This is a genomic window from Micromonospora sp. NPDC005174 (assembly GCF_040608495.1).
Lineage (GTDB): Bacteria > Actinomycetota > Actinomycetes > Mycobacteriales > Micromonosporaceae > Micromonospora.
The window spans coordinates 81,282-102,419 of record NZ_JBEXIJ010000004.1 but is presented as its reverse complement, the minus strand read 5'-3'; the positions used below and the strand labels follow the sequence as shown (position 1 = coordinate 102,419).

The following is a 21,138-nucleotide window of genomic DNA, read 5'->3' as shown; positions in this document are numbered from 1 at the left end:
ACGAGGACATGTCCGTGACATCCGGGCAACCCGCCACCGGGACCGACCAGGGCAACCGGATCGGCGGAGGCCTGCTCGACCCCACGCAACTGCTCCGGTCCCTGCCGGACGCCGTCCGCAAGCTCAACCCGGCCACGATGTGGCGCAACCCGGTGATGTTGATCGTCGAGGTCGGCGCGGCCTTCACCACCGTGCTGGCGGTGGCCGACCCGTCGGTGTTCGCCTGGGCGATCACCGTCTGGCTGTGGTTGACAGTGATCTTCGCCAACCTGGCCGAGGCGGTCGCCGAGGGCCGGGGCAAGGCCCAGGCCGCGACGCTGCGGCAGGCGAAGAAGGACACCATCGCCACCCGACTGATCGACTGGAAGCCCGGCGCGCGGGCCAACACCTACCGCGACGAGGCGGTGCCCGCGCCGGAGTTGCGCCAGGGCGACGTCGTGCTCATCGAGGCGGGCGGGATCATCCCGGGCGACGGCGACATCGTCGAGGGCATCGCCAGCGTGGACGAGTCGGCCATCACCGGCGAGTCGGCCCCGGTCATCCGAGAGTCCGGCGGCGACCGCAGCGCGGTCACCGGTGGCACGAAGGTGCTGTCCGACCGGATCATCGTGAAGATCACCCAGAAGCCGGGGGAGAGCTTCATCGACCGGATGATCGCCCTGGTCGAGGGCGCCAACCGGCAGAAGACGCCGAACGAGATCGCGCTGAACATCCTGCTCGCCGCGCTCACGGTCATCTTCCTACTGGCCGTGGTCACCCTCCAGCCGTTGGCGATCTTCTCGAAGGCGTACCAGGCCGCCGCACCGGACAGCGGGGCGATCACCGGCGCCGGTGTGACCGGCGTCGTACTGGTCTCGCTGCTGGTCTGCCTGATCCCCACCACCATCGGCGCGCTGCTGTCGGCCATCGGCATCGCCGGCATGGACCGCCTGGTCCAACGCAACGTGCTGGCGATGAGCGGTCGGGCCGTCGAGGCGGCCGGCGACGTCAACACCCTGCTACTGGACAAGACCGGCACCATCACGCTGGGCAACCGGCAGGCCGCCGAGTTCGTACCGGTCGAGGGCGTCGACGCCGCGACAGTGGCCGACGCAGCGCAGCTCTCCAGCCTGGCCGACGAGACCCCGGAGGGGCGCTCGGTGGTCGTGCTGGCGAAGAACGAGTTCGGACTGCGCGAACGCGAGCCCGGCGTCATGCCGCACGCCACCTTCGTGCCGTTCACCGCGCAGACCCGGATGAGCGGTGTCGACCTGACCCCGGACGCCAGCGTCGACGGCGGCGCGTCGGGCACCGGCCGTCGGGTCCGCAAGGGCGCCGCCGCGGCGGTCATGAAGTGGGTACGCGAGAACGGCGGCCACCCCACCGAGCAGGTCGGCGAGATCGTGGACGCGATCAGCGGCACCGGCGGCACCCCGCTGGTCGTCGCGGAGCACGTCGACGGTGAGCCCGCCCGCGCTCTGGGCGTCATCCACCTCAAGGACGTGGTCAAGTCCGGTATGCGCGAGCGGTTCGACGAGATGCGCCGGATGGGCATCCGGACCGTGATGATCACCGGTGACAACCCGCGTACCGCGAAGGCCATCGCCGAAGAGGCCGGGGTGGACGACTTCCTGGCCGAGGCGACGCCGGAGGACAAGCTCGCGCTGATCAAGCGGGAGCAGGAGGGTGGCCGGCTGGTCGCCATGACCGGTGACGGCACCAACGACGCGCCGGCGCTCGCACAGGCCGACGTCGGGGTCGCCATGAACACCGGTACGTCGGCCGCCAAGGAGGCCGGCAACATGGTCGACCTCGACTCCGACCCGACCAAGCTCATCGAGATCGTGGAGATCGGCAAGCAGTTGCTGATCACCCGGGGAGCGCTGACCACGTTCAGCATCTCCAACGACATCGCGAAGTACTTCGCGATCATCCCGGCCATGTTCGCCGGCCTCTACCCGAGCCTGGACGCGCTGAACGTCATGCGGCTGGCCAGCCCGGAGTCGGCGATCCTGTCCGCCGTCATCTTCAACGCCCTGGTGATCATCGCGCTGATCCCGCTCGCCCTGCGCGGCGTGCGGTACCGGCCGGCCGCCGCGTCGAAGCTGCTCAGCCGCAACCTGCTGGTCTACGGCCTGGGCGGCATCATCGTGCCGTTCATCGGGATCAAGCTCATCGACCTGCTCATCCAGTTCGTCCCGGGGATTTCGTGATGCGCCTACCCACCTGGATCGCCCAACACCTCGCCGCCCTGCGCGCACTGCTCGTCTTCACGGTGCTGCTCGGCCTGGTCTACCCACTGGCCCTGGTCGCTCTCGGTCACCTGCCCGGCCTCGATCACAAGGCCGACGGCTCGCTGATCAGCGTGGGCGGCACCACCGTCGGCAGCTCGCTGATCGGCCAGTCCTTCACCGACGCGGACGGCAACCCCGTCCCGCGCTACTTCCAGTCCCGCCCGTCGGCCGCCGGTGACGGCTACGACCCGACGTCCACCTCGGCCAGCAACCTCGGGCCGGAGAGCGTGGTCGACACCATCGCCACCGACCCGGAGGAGTCCAGCGCGAGCTTGCTCACCCAGGTCTGCGGGCGCAGCAAGGCCGTCGGCGAGCTGAACGGCGTCGACGGGCGGCGGCCCTACTGCACCGACGACGGGGTGGGCGCCGTGCTCGCCGTCTTCCGCGCCGACGGTCTGACCGGCCCGGTCACCCGGGTGGTCAGCGTCAACCAGGTCGCCCCGGCGACACCGTTCGTCACCTCGTACCAGGGGGTCGCGGTGGAGCTGGCCAAGCCGGGCGAGGACTACGTGGCGGCCGGCGGGGTGGTCACCCCGATCCGGGGTGACGCGCCGGCCGATCCGGCCGTGCCCGGCGACGCGGTCACCTCCAGCGCCAGCGGCCTCGACCCGCAGATCAGCCCGGCGTACGCCGAGTTGCAGGTCAACCGGGTTGCGCGGGAGCGTGGCGCGGACCCGGCGGCGGTCCGCAGGCTCATCGACGAGCACACCGATGGGCGGGGGCTCGGCTTCATGGGCGAGCCCGGCGTGAACGTGCTGGAACTCAACGTCGCCCTCGACAGGCAGTTCGCCGCGCACTGAGCGTCCCGTGGGCGGGGCCGTGCCGACCGGCGCGGCCCCGCCCGCCACTCTGACCAGGGAGGATGGTTCCCGTGCCACGCGGAGAACTACGCATCTATCTCGGGGCTGCTCCCGGCGTCGGCAAGACGTACGCCATGTTGGAGGAGGCCCAGCGGCGGGCTGCGCGCGGCACCGACGTGGTGATCGGTTTCGTGGAGACCCACGGCCGCCAGCACACCGCCGCGATGATCGGCGACCTGGAGCAGGTGCCCCGTCGGGCGATGACCTACCGGGGCGTCGAGTTCACCGAGATGGACGTGGACGCGGTGCTGGCCCGCCGTCCGGAGATCGTGGTCGTCGACGAGCTGGCTCACAGCAACGTGCCCGGCGCCCGGCACGACAAGCGCTGGCAGGACGTCCAGGAGTTGCTGGACGCGGGGATCGACGTGCTGTCCACGGTCAACGTGCAGCACCTGGAATCCGTGAACGACGTCGTCGCCCAGATCACCGGCACCACCCAGCGGGAGACCGTGCCGGACGAGATCGTCCGCGCCGCCGAGCAGGTCGAGCTCGTCGACATGACCCCGGAGGCGCTGCGCCGGCGGATGGCGCACGGCAACATCTACCGACCCGACAAGATCGACGCCGCGCTCGGCAACTACTTCCGGGTCGGCAACCTCACCGCGCTGCGCGAACTGGCGCTGCTCTGGCTGGCCGACAAGGTCGACGAGCAGCTCGACAGGTACCGCAGCCAGCAGGGCATCGCCGCCACCTGGGAGGCCCGGGAACGCGTCGTGGTCGCGTTGACCGGCGGCCCGGAGGGCGAGACGCTGATCCGCCGGGCGGCCCGGATCGCCGCCCGCAGCAAGGGTGCCGACCTGCTCGCCGTGCACGTGGCCCGCAGCGACGGTCTGGCCGGCGCCGACCCGGCCCAGCTCGCCCGCCAACGCGTGCTCGTGGAGAGCCTGGGAGGCACGTACCACCAGGTGCTCGGCACCGACGTGCCGTCCGCGCTGCTCGACTTCGCCCAGGGCGTGAACGCCACCCAACTCGTGCTCGGTGCGAGTCGGCGGGGTCGCCTCGCGCAGATCTTCGCCCGGGGCGTCGGGGTGACCACCACCGCGCTCTCCGGCTCGATCGACGTACACCTGGTCACCCACAAGCAGGCCGGCAAGGGCCGGCGGGCGGCGGCCGTGCCGGCGGCGCTGTCCCGCCGTCGTCGACTGCTCGGCTTCGGCCTGGCGGTGCTCGGCATGTCCCTGCTCACGCTGCTGCTCAAGGCGCTGCCCGACCTGACCCTCACCAACGACATCCTGCTGTTCCTCGCCGGGGTGGTCGGGGTCGCGCTGGTCGGCGGGGTGTGGCCGGCGCTGGTCGCCGCGCTCGGCGGTTCGCTGCTGCTCAACTGGTTCTTCACCCCGCCGTACCGGACGCTCACCATCGCCGAGGCCGACAACCTGCTCGCCCTGGCCGTCTTCGTCGGGGTGGCCCTCGCGGTGAGCTGGATCGTCGACGTGGCCGCCCGGCGTACCCGCGAGGCCGCGCGTGCCGCCGCCGACGCGCAGACCCTCGCTGCCGTCGCTGGCGGCGTGCTGCGCGGCGAACGCCCGCTGCCCGCCCTGCTGGACCAGCTCCGGGAGACCTTCGGACTGCGCGCGGTGAGCCTGTTGGAGCTGGCCGAGGAGGCCATCGGCCGCCCCGAGCGGGCCCGCGAGGAGCACGCCTGGTGCGTCGTGGCCAGCGTCGGCGAGCAGCCGGCCTGCACGCCCGACGACGGCGAGACGGCGGTACCCGTCGACGAGCGGATCACCGTCGTGCTCAGCGGCCGGCGGTTGGAGGCCGCCGACCGGCGGATCGTCGAGGCGTTCGCCGCCCAGGCCGCCGTCGCGCTACGCCAGGAACGGCTCGCCGAGGAGGCCGCCAGCGCCCGGCCCCTCGCCGAGGCCGACCGGATGCGCACCGCACTGCTCGCGGCGGTCAGCCACGATCTGCGTACGCCGCTGGCGTCGGCGAAGGCGGCGGTGACCAGCTTGCGCAGTCACGACATCGAGTTCGACGAGGCCGACCGCGAGGAGTTGCTGGAGACCGCCGAGGAGTCACTGGACCGCCTCGCCCGGCTGGTCGCGAACCTGCTGGACATGAGCCGCCTCCAGGCCGGCGCACTGGGCATCACGTCGACCGCCATCGGCCTGGAGGACGCCGTACCCCTGGCTCTGGACGAACTTGGCCCCGCGGCCGCGACCGTCGCGACGGACATCCCGGCCGACCTGCCGGCCGCGACCGCCGACCCGGGCCTGCTGGAACGGGTGCTGGTCAACGTCATCGCGAACGCGTTGCGCTACAGCCCGCCCGACCAGCCGCCCACGATCACCGCCAGCGCGCACGCCGGCCAGGTGGAGCTGCGGGTCATCGACCGGGGGCCGGGCATCCCGGAAGACAAGTGGGAGCACGTCTTCCTGCCGTTCCAGCGCCTCGGTGACCGGGACAACCAGACCGGCGTCGGCCTCGGGCTCGCCCTGTCCCGAGGGTTGGCCGAGGCGATGGGTGGCAGCATCACCCCGGAGACCACCCCCGGTGGTGGGCTCACCATGGTGCTGCGGCTGCCCGCCGCCGCGCAGACCAGCCCGGAGGAGCCGCAGGAATGACGCGCATCCTGGTCGTCGACGACGAACCGCAGATCCTGCGGGCGCTGCGGATCAACCTGCGCGCCCGCCGGTACGACGTGGACGTCGCCGACACCGGGGCCGCCGCGTTGAAGGCAGCCGCCAGCCACCCGCCCGACCTGGTGGTACTCGACCTCGGCCTGCCCGACATCGACGGCGTGGAGGTGATCCGGGGCCTGCGCGGGTGGACCAGCGTGCCGATCATCGTGCTCTCCGGGCGGGCGGGCAGCGAGGACAAGGTCGCCGCGCTCGACGCGGGTGCCGACGACTACGTCACCAAGCCGTTCGGCGTGGAGGAGCTGTTGGCCCGCATCCGCGCGGTGACCCGGCGGCTCGGCGCGCCCAGCGAGGCCGTGCCGGCGCTACGGATCGGGCGGCACACCGTCGACCTGGCCGACCACCGCGTGTGGCGCGACGACGCCACCGAGGTCAAGCTGACCCCCACGCAGTGGAGCGTGCTGGAGAAGCTGCTGCGCCACCCCGGCAAGCTGGTCAGCCAGCGCCAGCTCCTCCAGGAGGTGTGGGGGCCGGAGTACCAGAACGAGACCAACTACCTGCGGCAGTACCTGGCCCAGCTCCGGCGCAAGTTGGAGGACGATCCGGCCCGTCCCCGCCACCTCATCACCGAGCCGGGAATGGGTTACCGCTACCGTCCCTGACCTGTTGACACCCGCCGAAAGAGATTGAAGAATCTCGTACCGCAGCGGCAGCGGCGTGCTTCTGTAACCGTCACCTCCGGTTACCCCGATGGAGTTCGCCGTGTCCCTACCCCTGTCCCGCCGCCGGCTGTTGACCGCCGGCGGCGCCGGTCTCGTCCTGGCCGGCCTGGCCGACCGGTTCCGCGCCGGCCCCGCCCGAGCCGCCGTCACCACCGCCGACCTGGTCGTCTACGGTGCCACCTCCGGCGGGCTGGCCGCCGCGATCACCATGCGCCGGCTCGGCCGCACCGCCGTGGTGGTCGAGCCCACCGGGCACGTCGGCGGGCTGAGCACCGCCGGGCTCGGCGCCACCGACACCGGCATCCAGGCGTCCATCGGCGGGCTGGCGGCCGAGTTCTACCGCCGGGTGTACGTCAAGTACCACGGCGGAATCCTCACCCCGACGTCCCCGCTGCGGATGACCTTCGAACCGCACGTCGCCACCGAGGTCTTCGCGGAGATGCTGGCCGAGGCGGACGTCCCGGTGATCGTCGACGCGCGGCTGTCCAGCCTCGGCCGCACCGGCAACCGGATCACCGAGCTGCGCACCGAGGACGGCTCGGTCTACCGGGGTGCGATGTTCGTCGACGCCACCTACGAGGGCGATTTGTTGGCCATGGCCGGGGTGGGGTTCACCGTCGGGCGGGAGTCCAACGACACCTACGGCGAGACGATCAACGGGGTGCAGTCCCGCAGCACCCACCAGTTCGTCTACCCCGTCGACCCGTACGTCACGGCCGGCTCGCCCGCCAGCGGCCTGCTGCCGGGCATCTCCACCACACCACTCGCCCCGCAGGGCAGCGGCGACGATCGCATCCAGGCGTACTGCTTCCGGATGTGCCTGACCCAGGCGGCGAACCGCATCCCGTTCGGCAGGCCGTCCGGCTACGACCCGATCCGGTACGAGCTGCTGCTGCGCCACATCCAGGCCGGCTACACCGGGCCGTACTTCACCAGCAACTCGATCGGCGGCGGCAAGACCGACTCCAACAACAACGGCGCTGTCTCCACCGACGACATCGGTTTCAACTACGCGTACCCGACGGCGAGCTGGGCCGCCCGGGAGAGCATCATCGCCGAGCACCGCACGTACCAGCAGGGGCTGATGTGGTTCCTGGCCAACGATCCCCGGCTACCGGCCTCGGTGCGTGAGTCGACCGCCCGGTGGGGGCTGCCGGTCGACGAGTTCACCGGCACGGGCGGCTGGCCGCCGCTGCTCTACATCCGCGAGGCGCGCCGGATGGTCTCCGCGTACGTCATGACCGAGGCCGACTGCCGGGGCCGGGTACGCGCCACCGACTCCGTGGGTCTGGCCAGTTACACGATGGACTCGCACAACTGTCAGCGGGTCGTCGTCGACGGCAGGGTCCGCAACGAGGGGGACGTGCAGATCAGCGTCCCGCAGCCGTACCCGGTCAGCTACCGCGCGATAGTCCCGCACGAGGCACAGTGCGCCAACCTGCTCGTGCCGGTCTGCCTCTCGGCCAGCCACATCGCGTACGGCTCGATCCGGATGGAACCCGTGTTCATGATCCTCGGGCAGGCGGCGGCCACCGCGGCGTCCCTGGCGCTCACCGGCAACCTCCCCGTGCAGACCATCTCCGTACCCGCCCTCCAGGCCCGGCTCCGTCAGGACGGCGCGGTGCTGGACACCGGGATGCCCGGCGAGGTGATCCTGGACAACGCCGCGGCCAGCGGCATCACCCGGGCCGGCACGTGGGTGCGCAGCGTCGACGTCGGCGGCTACTACGGCGCGGACTACGAACACGACGGCAACACCGCCAAGGGCGTCAACCGGCTGCGGTTCCGCCCGACCCTGCCCACCTCCGGATCGTGGACGGTGCAGCTGCGCTGGACCGGGCACCCGAACCGGGCGACGAACGTGCCGGTGGACATCACGTACTCCGGTGGGGTGACCACCCGCACCGTCGACCAGCGGCAGTCCGGCGGCCAGTGGGTGGCGCTGGGCATCTACCCGTTCACGGCGGGCAGCGACGGAAGCGTGCTGATCCGTACCGAGAACACCGACGGCTACGTGGTCGCCGACGCGGTGCGCTTCGTGCCGGCCTGAACGGGGGCGCTCGGCGCGGCCCTGTCGCCGATGCTCTCGTCGACCGGTGGCGCCACCAGCAGCGGGTCGACCTGGATCCGGTCGATGCCGAGCGGCCGCAGCATGCCGCGCAGGGCCGACTCGCACAGCTCCTCCCAGGCCTGGTCGGCGCCCATCGCGGTGACCAGCAGGTCGGGTCGGGTGAAGGCGACACCCACCCGCTCGCCCTGCGGCGTACGCCCGGTCCGCAGCATCCCCATCAGTCGTCCCGGCAGCGCACGCACCGGAACGACGTAGACGATCGGGCTCATGCGGCGGACACCGCCCACACCGGTGCGTCGTCGCGCCGCTCGGCCGGCCGGGACAGGTCGAGCGCGCGCAGGATGTAGTTGGCCTCGGCCACCTCCACCCCGGCGCGCAGACGCAGGTCGGCCACGGCTCGATGCAGCACGGTCATGCTGTTCGCGGAGAGCCGCACCACGGCGTCGACATCGGCGGCGATCCACCACGCGTCGACGGCGCACGGCTCGTGCCGCAGGTACTCCACCAGGTGGCTGCCGGGCGCGGACGGCCCGAGCCGAACGCTGACCAGGGCCTCGTGCCGGCGTTCGGGCGTCCCCACGCCGGCGGCCGGCTCGATCGGATCGCCGCCGGTGTCGGTGTCGGGCGACACATTCCCGCGTTCCCAACGCGTCATCCGCCAAGGGCTCATGGACCCATCGTCACCGTCCACCGGCGGCGAAGGGGCCGCCGATACGCCGTTTCGACGGGCGCCCGCCGATTCTTGACGCGTCGTTGACGCCGCATCGCCTCCGCATCGCCTCCGCGCTGGAGCGGTGTCGGGCACTTCGGCGGGGCGAGTAACGTCGGAACCGACCAAGATCGGCGTACGAGGAGGCTCGGTGCAGACGACGACGGTGGACATCCCGACCAGCGACGGAACGGCGGACGCGAGCCTGACCCGGCCCGACGGCGACGGCCCGTTCCCGGCCGTACTGCTCTTCATGGACGCCTTCGGCCCCCGGCCCCGCCTGGTGGAGATGGCCGAGCGGATCGCCGAACGCGGCTACCTGGTGCTCACGCCCCACCTGTTCTACCGGGCCGGCCGGGCGCCGCTGTTCGACCTGTCGCGGCTCGGCGAGGCCGACCAGCGGGGTGCCCTCTTCGAGAAGATCGTGCCGCTGATCGGGGCGTTGACCCCGGAGGCGATCAGCCGGGACACCGCCGCGTACCTGGACTTCCTGGCCGCCCGCGACGACGTCCGGCCGGGTCCGGTGGCGATCACCGGCTACTGCATGGGCGGAACGAACGCGCTGCGGGCCATCGAGGCGTACCCGGACCGGATCGCCGCCGTTGCCAGCTTCCACGCCGGGCGGGTCGTCACCGACGCGCCGGACAGCCCGCACCTGGGCGTCGGCGCCATCACCGGCGAGCTGTACTTCGGGCACGCCGACGCGGACCAGTCCATGACGTCCGAGCAGATCGCCACGCTGGAGAAGGCGCTCGACGCCGCCGGCGTGCGCTACCGCTCCGAGGTGTACGAGGGCGCCCACCACGGCTTCACGATGGCCGACACCCCGATGTACCACGAGGAGGGCACCGAACGGCACTGGGCGGCCCTGTTCGACCTGCTGGACCGCACCCTGCCGGTGGACTGACGCGGGCCTACCCGCAGGCCCGGGCTGCGTCCTGCGTCGGTCAGGGGCGCAGCAGCACCGGGCCGGCGTCGACGCGGACACGGAACAGCCCGTACGGCTTGCGTCGCAGGTCCTGGCCCCGCTGGTACTGCGGCTGCCGGTGCAGCTGGTTGGCCGTCACGTACAGGTACCCGTCGGTGGCCACCGACATGGTGTCCGGCCAGAGCAGCCGCGGGTCGTGCACGAAGGTCTCGTACTCGCCGTCCGGGAGCCGCCGCAGCACCGCGTTGTGCTCGTACGAGGTGAAGTAGAGCCGCCCCTTGTCGTCGGACTCCAACCCGTCCGACCCGGTGCCCTTGTCCCCCTCGTCGACGACCGTCGCGGCGACCGCCTCCTGGGTCACCGACGGGTCCGCCAACGCCTCGGCCGAGACGCTGTGCAGGTGTCGGGACATCAGCGGGGAGTAGTACAACCGAGCGCCGTCCGCCGAGATGGCGATGCCGTCGGAGCCCATCGCCATCGGCTTCGGCGGCCCGTCCGGGGGCCGGTTCATGAGCGGACGGCCCTCGACGAACGGGCGGAAGGTCGTCACCGGGTCCGCCTTCGTGGACGGGTGGTCGTGCAGCCGCCGCCAGGAGGCCCCGCTGGCCAGGTCGACCACGATGATCCCGTTCGGCCCGGAGTCCGTCGAGTCGGTGATGTAGGCGACCCCGGCCTCGCCCTTGCGCAGGTCGAACCGCACGTCGTTCAGGTACGTCGTCGAGGGCGCCACGTCCTGCGGGAAGGTGATCACCTGGGCCACCGTGTCGGTCTCCAGGTCGATCCGGACCAGCTTCGGCCCACCCGGCTTCGTCGGCTGGAACTTCGGGCTGCCGGTGTCCACCACCCACAGCCGGTCCGCCGGGTCCACCACGATGCTCTGCACGGACACGAACGCGCCCGCGTCGTCGACGCCGGACGGGCTGTTCCACGCCTGATCGGGGTAGGGCACCTCCTGGCCGTCGCGCAGCTCGACCACGCTGACGTGCGAGTCGTCGCCCCACTGCGGGAAGTTGATGAAGATCCGACCCTGGTGCGAGACGCTCACCCCGGTCGGCATCGGCCCGGTGAAGGTGTGCACCAACTCCAGCTCGCCGAGCGGCTCGTCGCCGACCGGCCCGTTCACGCCGCACGCTCCATGGTGCTCATCGTCCAGCCCCCTGATGGTCGACCCACTGCCGCTTCCGGCGTGGCTATTCCCGCCCCGGCGTCCGATATGCCTCCGCCGCGCTGCTGAACGGGTCGGGCTGTCGGGCGGGTCGGGTCGGGCGGGTCGTTTCAGGCGGCGCGGGCGTACGAGATCGGCAGGCCGGGCACGGCGACGTCGACCGCGAGCAGCGCGCCGTCCGTGGGACCGGCCGGCGTGAGGCCGATCGAGGCGGTGCCGATGAAGAGTCGCCGCAGGTCGGAGCCGCCCAGGCAGATGCCGGTCGGCTGGACCGCCGGTAGCCGGATCTCCCGGTCCAGGGTGCCGTCGGGCCGGTAGCGGCGGACGGCCGAGCCGCCCCACAGCGCGATCCAGAGGTGGTCCGCCGCGTCGACGGTCATCCCGTCCGGGCTGCCCTCGCCCGGTGCGAGCCGCACGAACGGCGCCCGCCCGTGCAGGTCGCCGGTGGCCGGGTCGACGACGAACCGGTCGATCGCGCCGCGCGGCGTGTCCGCCAGGTACATGGTGGTGCCGGTGGCGTCGAAGGCCGGCCCGTTCGGGATGGACAGGCCGGTCACCGCCGGCACCGGTGCCGTGCCTGGGTCGAGCCGGTACAGCGTGCCCCCGCCGGGGCCGCCGGCGTACGTCATGCTGCCGGCCCAGAAGCGGCCGTGCGGGTCGGCGACCGCGTCGTTCATCCGGGTGGGCTCGGGCGCGTCGGCCACCAGGTCGGCGACCGGCCGGGGATCACCGGCGGCGGGCAGCACGGCGATGCCGGTGCCGGCGGCGGCCAGCCACTCGCCGGGCCGGTCGGCCACGGGGGCGACCGCGCCGAGCGGAACGTCGAGGCGGCGCAGCTCGCGTAGTGGGCCGGGCCGGTCGCCGCCGGTCTCCAGCAGGCGCCCGGCCAGCAGGTCGACGAGGACCAGCCGGTTGTCGACCCAGCGCACCCCCTCGCCCAGCTCCAACCGCTCCGCGTTCCAGACGGTCGGTTCGGTCAGCTCCATCTCGCGCCTCCTGCGGCTCTCCAGCGGGTCCGTGGCGTTGCCGCCGACCGCCGGTCAGCGGACCGTACCGCGCATCTCCACCGTCCACGCTCCCGCAGAGGGCATGGTTGCCGGTCGGGGGCCGGCCGTTGGCGCGGGTTGGCTCATGTACGCCGGTGGTAGTGGTTGCGTCGGGGAATCTGTTCGGGATCGAGCCAGGCGGGTGGAACGAAGACCGGCTGGCCATCACCGCCGAGCCGGACGTTCCAGTCGCTGTGGTGGATGTGGCGGTGATGGTGGCCGCAGAGGAGGACGGCGTTGTCGAGGCTGGTGCCGCCGCCGTCGGCCCAGTGTCGGATGTGGTGGGCGTCGCACCAGCGAGGTGGGCGGTCGCAGCCGGGGAACGCGCAGCCGCGGTCGCGCAGGACGAGTGCCCGACGCAGTGGCCCGGTGATCAGGCGGCGTTGTCGACCGACGTCGAGGACCTGGCCCGTGCCGCCAAGGACGGTGGGCAGGATGGCGGCGTCGCAGGCGATGCGGCGCACTGTCTCCGGGGTCAGCGTGGGGCCGGTGTCGAGGAAGCCGCTGTTGAGCTGCCGGGTCAGTGTGTCGTAGCTGGTGGTGACGACGATCTGGGCGGGGTCGCCGCCGTTGGCGGGTAGCTCCCCGGTGCGCAGGGCGAGTCGACAGATGTCGGCGAGCGCGTCGTGACGGCGTTGCCCAGGGCTGCGGGTGTCGTCGGGGCCAGTGGGAGCGGTCATCGGGTCGAGCGCCGAGCGCAGTAGGCCGCCCGTCCCGGCGTCGAGGAAGCCGCCGAGTCGGAGTCGGCCGTCGGACAGTCGGGACAGCGTGACGTGCCGGTCCCGAGCGGATCGCCGGGCCTGGGCCTCTATGGCGGCGCGGGCAGCGGCGTCGGCGATGTCGGGCGCGACGTGGTCGAGGATGCGGGTGCTGAGGCGGCGCAGCAGAGCGGGGTCGAACTGCCCGGCCCAGTCGACGAGCACGGTGACGGCCTTGTCGGCGGCTTCCGCGCCGGCGGTGTTCTGCACCGTGGTGACGGCGTCGCTGATGACCCCGGCCTGGTCGAGCGTGATGTCGGCGTCGGCGAGTGCCTGTCGTATCGCTGGATGGCCGGCGTCGAGGGTGCTGGCGAGGCCGACGAGACGGTGGGCGGCCGGGACGGTCAGGTGGAGGCGTTCGCGCAGCCAGACCGCCGTGGACGACGCACCCTGAGCGACTGCCGTGCCCCTGCCGTCAAGCTCCCGGATCAGGGCCAGCTTGACGGCGGCGAGGCGCTGCTCGACGCGGTGTGCGGTGTCGAGCGCGGTGATGAGATCGTCGCCAGGAAGGGCCCACGGCGCCGAGTCGGCGCAGGCCGCGACAGCGGCCTCTGCCTGCGCCAGCCCTTCCACCATGACCAGAGACTAGAACACCTGTACGACAATTTTCGTAGACCGGGATCGATCGCTGTCCAGGGCTCGCGCCCCGACGCCCCGAGCGCATCAAACCGCCCGAGCGCATTCGCTGCCCGAGCGCATCAGACCGCCCGAGCGCATCGTCCGCCCGAGTACGAGGTGGCCGTGGTGCCGCAGGTGGCGGGCCTGGGTCGAGGGGTCAGTCGCGACGGATCAGGCCTGGCCCTGCGGTGATGTCGATGTCACCGCTCCCGACGTCGTGCCCGGCGGCGCAGCGCAGTACCGCGCGGACCGGTTCGCCGCAGTCGTGGTGGGTGGCGAGGATGCCGGGGCCGGCCTCGTCGGCACTCCAGGTGTCACCCCAGTTGCGCAGGGCGGTGATGACAGGCAGCAGTTCCTGGCCCTTGCGGGTCAGTTGGTACTCGTGGCGGGTGCGCTGCCCTGGCTCCCGGTAGGGGATTCGTTCGAGCAGGCCGGCACCGACCATCTCCTTGAGGCGGGCCGCCATGGCGGGCTCTCCGACGCCGACGCGGCGGACGAAGTCGTCGAAACGGCGTGTGCCGAGCAACGCCTCACGCATGATCAGGATTGTCGACCGGCTGCCGACGATCTCCATCGCGCGTGCGACGGAGCAGTTCTCCATCGACCAGGATTCGCGGTCGTCCCGTAGGTCCTCCATGTCACCCAGACTACCTGGCTTGCGACAAGGCTAGCCAGGTGATTAACTGGGGCGCTGCTGACTTATGCAACCGCAAGCCAGCGGGACTTCAGCCCGAGGACGCCTTGTGACCACCAGCAGCACGGCGCCGACCGCTCCGGCCGGCACCACCCGTACGACAGTTCGCGGCTCCCGGCCGGTGACTCTGATCGCCATGTGCCTGGGCGCGATGATCACGTTCCTGCAAATCACCGCCACGGTGTCGGCCCTGACCACCATCCAGGCCGACCTTCGGGTCGACCCGACCACCGTGATCTGGATTCCCAGCGCGTACACCCTGGTCGTGGCGAGTCTGGTGCTGTCCGCCGCCACCCTGGGCAATCGCTACGGGCGCAGGCGCATGTTCGGCGCCGGCATCCTGGCGATGGTCGTCGGTGGCGCTGTCATCGCCAGTGCGCCCTCGGTGGCCTGGGTGATCCTCGGCCAGTTGGTCGCCGGTCTCGGCGGTGCCCTGATCCTGCCGAACAGCCTGGCGATCCTCGGCGCGACATTCACCGACCCGCACCGCCGTACGGAGGTCATCACCGCCTGGTCGGCCGCCTCGGGCATCGGTCTGGCGGTCGGCCCGCTCATCGCCGGTGGGCTGCTGCACCATCACTCCTGGCACAGCGTCTACCTGTCGACGATCGTGCTGGGCGTGGTGACCCTCGTCGTCGCCGCGATCGGGGTGGCCGAGTCGCGGCCCAGCGCCGGTCGACTCGACCTGCCCGGTCTGCTGCTCGGCACCGTCGCCATCGCCGCCGCCGTCTACGCCATGATCCAGGGCGGCCGCGACGGCTACACCAGCGGAGTCGTGACGGTCGTCTGGGTCGTCTCGGCCGCCGCGCTCGTCGCGTTCGTGCTGGTCGAGCTGCGTACCAGCGCGCCGATGCTCGACGTACGGCTGTTCCGCTCGGCGTCCTTCAGCGCCGTCATGGTGGTCGCCGCCGTGTCGCTGTTCGGCTTCACGGGTGTGGCGATCCTGCTGGTCCTCTTCCACGAGCGTGCCCAGGCTCTCAGCCCGCTGGACACCGGCTGGCGGATGCTGGTGCTCTTCGGCGCGTACGTTCTCGTGGCCTTCGCCGCCGGGCGGACCATCCGGCGTACCGGATTCAAGGCGCCTCTCACCCTCGGCCTGGTGCTCGGCGCGGTGGCCGTGTTCGGGCTGGCGGCGCAGGGCCCGACCACGACGTTCGACCACCGTTGGGCGTTGTTCGTGCTGTTCGGTGCGGCCAGCGGTCTGGTGGTGGCGCCGGCGACAGCGGCGGCGTTGGCCAGCGTGGCACCGGCCCGGGCCGGGATGGCCTCCGGCGCGGTCAACGCTTCCCGCCAGGTCGGATCGGTGCTCGGCTCGTCCCTGCTGGGCACGCTGCTGACCACCACGATGGCGGCCGACCTGCCCGACCGCCTGACCGCCCACCAGGTCGACGAACCGACGCGGAGCGCCGTGCGGGCAGCGGTCGCCGCCGGCGCGACCGGCGGCGACCAGCCGCTGCCCGAGCCGGTGCGGGCGGCGCTCGCCGAGGCCATGACCTCCGGGGTCCAGGCCGGGTTGCGGGTGACCGGCGTCGTCTTCCTCGTCACCGCCGCCCTCGCGCTGACTCTGATCCGCAACCGCCCCCATCAGCACCAGCACTAGCCCGCATCAGCGACAGCCCAGGCCTCGTCGGCGCAGGGCCGCACCAGCCAGGCGCGCCAGCGCCGGGCCGCGGTCGCACCGGCCTGAGCCGGGGTACGCGTCGACACCGGCACGCACCCGACGGCGATCAGTCGGCGATCGTGTCGAGGTCCGCGATCGCGTCGGCCGGCAGCGTCAGGTCGACTGCGGCGAGGTTCTCCCGCAGGTGCGCCAGCGTCGACGTACCCGGGATCAGGGCCATGGTGGGGGAGCGCTGCAGCAGCCAGGCCAGCGCGACCTGCTGCGCTGAGGCGCCCACCCGGTCGGCCACGGCGTTGAGCGTGTCGGACTGCAACGGCGTGAACCCGCCCAGCGGGAAGAACGCGGCGAACGCGATGTTCTCCGCAGCGCACCTGTCGACGAGCGCGTCGTCCCGCCGGTTGGCGAGGTTGTAGAGGTTCTGCACGGTGACCACCGGGGCGATGGCCTGGGCCTCGGGGAGCTGGGCGGGCGTGATGTTGCTCAGCCCGAGGTGTCGGATCAGACCCTCCTGCCGCAGCTCCGCGAGGGCGCCGAACTGCTCCGACAGCGGATCGTCCTCGGTGCCCTCGGCCACACCGACCCGCAGGTTGACCACGTCGAGGACGTCCAGGCCGAGGTGCTTGAGGTTGTCCCGGACCTGGGCCTTCAGCTCGTCCGGCCGGAGCGCGGGGATCCAGGAGGCGTCGTCGCCGCGTCGCGCGCCGACCTTGGTGACCAGGTGCAGATCCTCGGGGTACGGGTGCAGCGCCTCGCGGATCAGCTCGTTCACCACCACGGGGCCGTAGAAGTCGCTGGTGTCGATGTGGCGCACGCCCTGGTCGACCGCCTCACGGAGCACGGCGAGGGCCTGCGCGCGGTCACGCGGTGGGCCGTAGACGTGCGGGCCGGCAAGCTGCATCGCCCCGTAGCCCATCCGGCTCAGGGTGAGGCCGTCGGCGAGGGTCAGGGCCCCGCCGGGAAGGTTGTCGCTCATGTCATTCCTCTATCCGTTGTCGTCGCGGATATGCCTGGGACGACTGTCCGTCGGGTGCCGCCCCGATCGGCAGGGCGAGGTGCTCGGCGACATGGACTTGACGCCGTCTTGTGTGTGAGTGCACACTTACAAACATGCGATCCACCGCCGAGGCCCGTCGGGCCACCGTCCTGAACGCCGCTGTGTCGGCGTTCGCGCGTACTGGCTTCCACGCCACGCCGGTCACCGCCGTCGCGGCTGCCGCCGGCATCTCCGAGGCGTACGTCTTCCGGCTCTTCAGCGGGAAGCTCGGGTTGTTCGTGGCGGCGGCCGAGGCGTGCTTCGAGCGGATCGTCGCGGCGCTCGAGATGGGCGCGGAGCGTGCCGACGGCACGGGTCCGCAGGAGATCCTGGACGCGATGGGTGACGCCTACGCCGAGTTGATCGCCGATCGCGATCTCCTGCTGCTCCAGGTGCAGGCGCAGGCCGTCAGTGACGTTCCAGAGATCGCCGAGGCGGTGCGCGCCGGCTACCGGCGCGTCGCCACCTTCGTGCAGAACCGGTCGGGCGCAGGCGACGCCCAGGTGCAGCAGTTCTTCGCGTACGGCCAGCTCTGTCACCTGATCGTGACGGCGGGCCTGGAGCAGGTGCCCGAGCCGTGGGCTCGTGCGCTGACCGCCGGTATCCGGCACCCCTGAGCCCCAACGTTCGACCGGATCGGGCCGCTCCTGGCGGCCCACTTTTTCCGCCAGCTAAGTGTGTGAGTGCACACTTACAAACAAAGGAGAAGCTGATGGCGAGCAGTGCAATGATCACCGAAGTGGTGCTTCCCGGCGTCGTGGAGCCGGACGGGCTCCAGATCAACCGACGGGCCATGCCCGTTCCCGCCGCAGGGTGGGCGCTCGTCGAGGTCGAGGCCACCGGCATCTCGTACGCCGAGCAGAGCATGCGCCGCGACCTCTACCCGGGCCAACCGGCGTTCCCGTTCGTGCCCGGTTACGACCTGGTCGGCACCGTCCGGGCGGTGGGGCCGGGAGGTGACGGCGCGCTGGTCGGCACCCGGGTCGCGGCGGTCACCAAGACCGGTGCCTGGACGACCCACGCCCTGGTGGACGTCGACGACCTCACGCCCGTCCCGCCCGACCTGGACCCGGCCGCAGTCGAGACCGTCGTGGTCAACGGGGTGACCGCATGGCAGATGCTGGAGCGCGCCCGGCTGCGGACCGGCCAGACGATCCTCGTGCACGGCGCGAACGGCGGGGTGGGGACCGTCCTCGTCCAACTCGGACGCCACCTCGGAGTGCGGGTCATCGGCACAGCCGCCCCGCGACACCACGCGGCGCTGCGGGACCTCGGCGTCGAACCGCTCGACTACCGCGACCCGGACCTGGCCGCGCGCGTCCGGGAGTTGTCTCCGGGAGGCGTCGACGCCGTCTTCGACCCGGTTGCCGGCCCGGGCGTACGCACCTCGTACCGGCTGCTCGCTCCCGGCGGCACGCTCGTCGTCTACGGCAACGCCTCGGCCACGGGCAATGCGCAGTCGATCGTCTGGGTCTTCGTGAAGCTGCTGGCCCGCCTCTACACCTGGAACGCCCTGCCGAACGGGCACCGGGTCGGCTTCTACAACTTCTGGGCTGGTCGCCGCACGCGCGGCGCGGCGTTCCGACGTCGCCTGCGTACCGACCTCGGCATCGTGCTCGACCTCCTGCGCCAGGGTGTGATCGTGCCGCAGATCGCCGCCCGCTACCCCCTGACCGAGGTCTCCGCCGCGCTGGCCTTCGCCGAGGCCCGCAGTCGGCCCGGCAAGGTGGTGCTGGAACCCTAGGCGTCGTCCTCGGCGAGGTGCCCGCGCAGTGTGACAAGCGCCCGGGTGAGCAGTCGGGAGACGTGCATCTGGGAGACGCCGATCTGCTCGGCGATCTGGGCCTGGGTCAGGTTGCCGTGGAACCGCAGGCTCAGGATCCGGCGCTCGCGTTCGGGCAGCGTGGCGAGGGCCGGGCCGAGGGCGACGCGGAGGTCGACGAGGTCGAACTCGTGGTCGTGCTCCCCGAGGGTGTCGCCGAGTTCCAGGGTTCCGTCAGGGCCCGTGGGTGTGGACAGTGAGGTCGCCCGGTACGCCCGGGCACCCTCCAACCCTTCGAGCACGGCTTCCTCGGAGACGTCGAGGTAGGTCGCGATGTCCGCGACCGTCGGCGAGCGGCCCAGAGTGTGCGTCAGCGTGCTGTTGGCGGCACTGATCGACAACCGGAGTTCCTGGAGCCGGCGCGGCACCCGCACCGCCCAGGTGCGGTCCCGGAAGTACCGCTTGACCTCGCCGACGATCGTCGGGATGGCGTACCCGCTGAAGTCGACGCCCCGGGTCGCGTCGAAGTGGTCGACGGCCTTGATGAGCCCGACCATCGCGGTCTGCATCAGATCCTCGTCGTTTGCACCGCGTCCCGAGTAACGGCGGGCCAGGTGACGGGCGAGTGGCATCCACGCCTCGATGGTGCGGTCTCGCAGGGCCGGTCGGCGCGGGTCGTCGACCGCGGTGGTGGCCAACTCGACGATCAGTTCTTCCAGGCCTGCGGTGCTACGACGGGTGAAACCGGTGGTGGGGGCGTGCTCGACAGTGGTGACCATGGGAATGGTCCTCTCTGCGGGAGCCCATCGACGAGGTCGACCGGAGAGAGATCCGAACCGGCTGTCGCCGGAGCGCATGGACGGACGGGATGCGCTGTCGAGGAGGGGCCACAACCCGGCCTCGCCACCGCGTCATGTCGTTCACATGTCGGCCCCGACGCTACCCGAAAGTCCGAGTTATTACTAGCCGAAAGTATGAGGGGTCGGAGGTCAAGCGAGGTCAGGCCCACATTGGCAGTTCGCTGCCGGGCTTCTAGGGTGGTGAGGACACGGGGAGGTGAAGCGTGGTCGACGCTGGCGACGCAGCGCGTTGGCTACAGCTCAACGCACCCCGAGGTGGGCCGGACGAGCTGTCGCTCCTCGTCACCCGGGCGGCGCCGGCGATCGGCGCCACCGAGATCGTGATCTACCTGGCGGACTACACCCAGTCCTGCCTCGTGCCCATGCTCGGCGCGGGTCCGATCCGGGACGAGTTGACGATCGAGACGACCCTGGCCGGACGGGCGTTCACGACCCTCGACGTGCAGCGGGCCGCCGACAACCCGGACCGGGTCTGGGTGCCTCTGCTGCTCGGCTGCGAGCGGCTGGGTGTCCTGGAGGTCGTGTCGCCGGCCGCCGGTGACACGTCGTTGGACGGGCCCGCCTGGGAGGTGGCGGTCAACGTCGCCCAGGTCCTGGTGAACCGCCGGCGCTACGGCGACGTCATCGAGCGGATGCGCCGCCGCCTGCCGATGCAGGTCGCCGCCGAGATCGTGTGGGGGCTGCTGCCGCCGCTGACCTTCGCGACCGACGATCTGGTGGTCACCGCGATCCTCGAACCGTGCTACGACGTCGGCGGGGACATCTTCGACTACGCGCTGAACGGCGACGTGCTCAGCGTCGGGCTCTTCGACACCTGTGGGCACGGCATCAGGGCGAGCAGCCTGGCGTCGCTGGTGGTCAGCGCGTACCGCAACGCCCGCCGAACCGGCCTCGACCTCGTCGACACGGCGATCAGTATCGACCGGTGGGTGCGCTCGGAGCACCCGAGCTACTTCGCGACCGCGCTGCTCGCCGAGCTGGACCGGCGGACCGGCCGGCTCAAGCTCATCAACGCCGGGCACCCCGGCGCCATGCTGCTGCGCGACGGCAAGGCGATCCGGGAGCTGCCGGGGCCGACCGCGCTGCCGCTCGGTCTCGGTCACCTGTCGGAGACCAGACCCCAGGTGTACGAGGAGGAGCTGCACCCGGGTGATCGCCTCCTCGCCTACACCGACGGCATCACCGAAGCGCGCAGTGCCGACGGGGAGCGGTTCGGGCTGGACCGGCTCGTCGACTTCGTCAACCGTGCCCTCAACGACCGGCTGCCCAGCCCGGAGACGATGCGCCGCCTGGTGCGTGCCGTCCTCGCCTACCAGGACGAGCAGCTCGACGACGACGCGACGGCCCTGATCCTGGAGTGGCAGCCGCCGCACCTGCCGCTGGGGCACCTGCGCCACGTCACCACGCCGCACTTCTGACCGCCGAGTGGGATTTTGCAC

General features: G+C 71.7%; 18 protein-coding genes. 10 read left to right on the top strand and 8 right to left on the bottom strand.

Features of this window, described 5'->3' with window-relative positions; translation table 11 throughout:
• Positions 1-8: 8 nt before the first annotated feature.
• The 5 genes from kdpB (at position 9) to ABZU91_RS06865 (ending at position 8,484) form a co-directional block, all read left to right on the top strand.
• Positions 9-2,192 (top strand): potassium-transporting ATPase subunit KdpB, encoded by a 2,184-nt coding sequence (gene kdpB, locus ABZU91_RS06885; protein ID WP_355235097.1) that lies wholly within the window; start codon positions 9-11, stop codon positions 2,190-2,192.
• Complete coding sequence (locus tag ABZU91_RS06880) at positions 2,192-3,073, top strand: potassium-transporting ATPase subunit C (protein ID WP_355235094.1); 882 nt, start codon at positions 2,192-2,194, stop codon at positions 3,071-3,073. Before kdpB ends, ABZU91_RS06880 begins: the two co-directional genes overlap by 1 nt.
• Before the next feature lie 71 nt (positions 3,074-3,144).
• Positions 3,145-5,697, top strand: coding sequence for a DUF4118 domain-containing protein (locus ABZU91_RS06875; protein WP_355235091.1), 2,553 nt, complete (start codon positions 3,145-3,147; stop codon positions 5,695-5,697).
• Positions 5,694-6,374, top strand: coding sequence for a response regulator (locus ABZU91_RS06870; RefSeq protein WP_355235089.1), 681 nt, complete (start codon positions 5,694-5,696; stop codon positions 6,372-6,374). Before ABZU91_RS06875 ends, ABZU91_RS06870 begins: the two co-directional genes overlap by 4 nt.
• A gap of 100 nt (positions 6,375-6,474) precedes the next feature.
• On the top strand, positions 6,475-8,484 hold the full coding sequence (locus ABZU91_RS06865) for an FAD-dependent oxidoreductase (RefSeq protein ID WP_355235086.1): 2,010 nt from the start codon (positions 6,475-6,477) through the stop codon (positions 8,482-8,484).
• Here the strand turns inward: ABZU91_RS06865 and ABZU91_RS06860 are convergent.
• Positions 8,445-8,774, bottom strand: a complete 330-nt coding sequence (locus tag ABZU91_RS06860) for an SAV_915 family protein (RefSeq protein ID WP_355235083.1) — start codon at positions 8,772-8,774, stop codon at positions 8,445-8,447. The two genes, ABZU91_RS06865 and ABZU91_RS06860, sit on opposite strands and share 40 nt — an antisense overlap.
• Positions 8,771-9,175: a hypothetical protein gene (locus ABZU91_RS06855; protein ID WP_355235080.1), complete on the bottom strand. Its 405-nt coding sequence runs from the start codon at positions 9,173-9,175 to the stop codon at positions 8,771-8,773. The genes ABZU91_RS06860 and ABZU91_RS06855 overlap by 4 nt, the downstream gene beginning before the upstream one ends.
• Before the next feature lie 190 nt (positions 9,176-9,365).
• Here ABZU91_RS06855 and ABZU91_RS06850 point away from each other — a divergent pair, with 190 nt between their 5' ends.
• Complete coding sequence (locus tag ABZU91_RS06850; RefSeq protein ID WP_355235077.1) at positions 9,366-10,121, top strand: dienelactone hydrolase family protein; 756 nt, start codon at positions 9,366-9,368, stop codon at positions 10,119-10,121.
• A 40-nt stretch (positions 10,122-10,161) separates the two neighbouring features.
• Here ABZU91_RS06850 and ABZU91_RS06845 read toward each other — a convergent pair whose 3' ends face one another.
• The 4 genes from ABZU91_RS06845 to ABZU91_RS06830 form a co-directional block, all read right to left on the bottom strand.
• Complete coding sequence (locus ABZU91_RS06845; RefSeq protein WP_355235074.1) at positions 10,162-11,265, bottom strand: L-dopachrome tautomerase-related protein; 1,104 nt, start codon at positions 11,263-11,265, stop codon at positions 10,162-10,164.
• Positions 11,266-11,417: 152 nt separating this feature from the next.
• Positions 11,418-12,293 carry an SMP-30/gluconolactonase/LRE family protein gene (locus ABZU91_RS06840; RefSeq protein WP_355235071.1) on the bottom strand — a complete coding sequence of 292 codons (876 nt, stop codon included), beginning with the start codon at positions 12,291-12,293 and terminating at the stop codon, positions 11,418-11,420.
• 143 nt (positions 12,294-12,436) lie between these two features.
• Positions 12,437-13,687 carry a DUF222 domain-containing protein gene (locus tag ABZU91_RS06835; RefSeq protein ID WP_355235068.1) on the bottom strand — a complete coding sequence of 417 codons (1,251 nt, stop codon included), beginning with the start codon at positions 13,685-13,687 and terminating at the stop codon, positions 12,437-12,439.
• Between the two features lie 199 nt (positions 13,688-13,886).
• Positions 13,887-14,366: a helix-turn-helix domain-containing protein gene (locus ABZU91_RS06830; protein WP_355235065.1), complete on the bottom strand. Its 480-nt coding sequence runs from the start codon at positions 14,364-14,366 to the stop codon at positions 13,887-13,889.
• A gap of 106 nt (positions 14,367-14,472) precedes the next feature.
• Between ABZU91_RS06830 and ABZU91_RS06825 the strand changes: the two genes are divergently transcribed.
• Entirely contained in the window at positions 14,473-16,023 is a 1,551-nt protein-coding gene (locus tag ABZU91_RS06825) for an MFS transporter (protein WP_355235062.1), read from the top strand.
• 127 nt (positions 16,024-16,150) lie between these two features.
• Here ABZU91_RS06825 and ABZU91_RS06820 read toward each other — a convergent pair whose 3' ends face one another.
• Entirely contained in the window at positions 16,151-17,017 is an 867-nt protein-coding gene (locus ABZU91_RS06820) for an oxidoreductase (protein ID WP_355235059.1), read from the bottom strand.
• Between the two features lie 134 nt (positions 17,018-17,151).
• Here ABZU91_RS06820 and ABZU91_RS06815 point away from each other — a divergent pair, with 134 nt between their 5' ends.
• Together ABZU91_RS06815 and ABZU91_RS06810 are read left to right on the top strand one after the other, a co-directional pair.
• Complete coding sequence (locus ABZU91_RS06815; RefSeq protein WP_355235056.1) at positions 17,152-17,694, top strand: TetR/AcrR family transcriptional regulator; 543 nt, start codon at positions 17,152-17,154, stop codon at positions 17,692-17,694.
• A 95-nt stretch (positions 17,695-17,789) separates the two neighbouring features.
• Positions 17,790-18,821 carry a medium chain dehydrogenase/reductase family protein gene (locus tag ABZU91_RS06810; RefSeq protein ID WP_355235053.1) on the top strand — a complete coding sequence of 344 codons (1,032 nt, stop codon included), beginning with the start codon at positions 17,790-17,792 and terminating at the stop codon, positions 18,819-18,821.
• Here the strand turns inward: ABZU91_RS06810 and ABZU91_RS06805 are convergent.
• Positions 18,818-19,618, bottom strand: a complete 801-nt coding sequence (locus tag ABZU91_RS06805; protein ID WP_355235050.1) for a SigB/SigF/SigG family RNA polymerase sigma factor — start codon at positions 19,616-19,618, stop codon at positions 18,818-18,820. The genes ABZU91_RS06810 and ABZU91_RS06805 overlap by 4 nt on opposite strands.
• A 284-nt stretch (positions 19,619-19,902) precedes the next feature.
• Here ABZU91_RS06805 and ABZU91_RS06800 point away from each other — a divergent pair, with 284 nt between their 5' ends.
• A complete protein-coding gene (locus tag ABZU91_RS06800) occupies positions 19,903-21,117 on the top strand; it encodes a PP2C family protein-serine/threonine phosphatase (RefSeq protein ID WP_355235047.1) in 1,215 nt (404 codons plus the stop codon).
• The last annotated feature ends 21 nt before the right edge of the window (positions 21,118-21,138 follow it).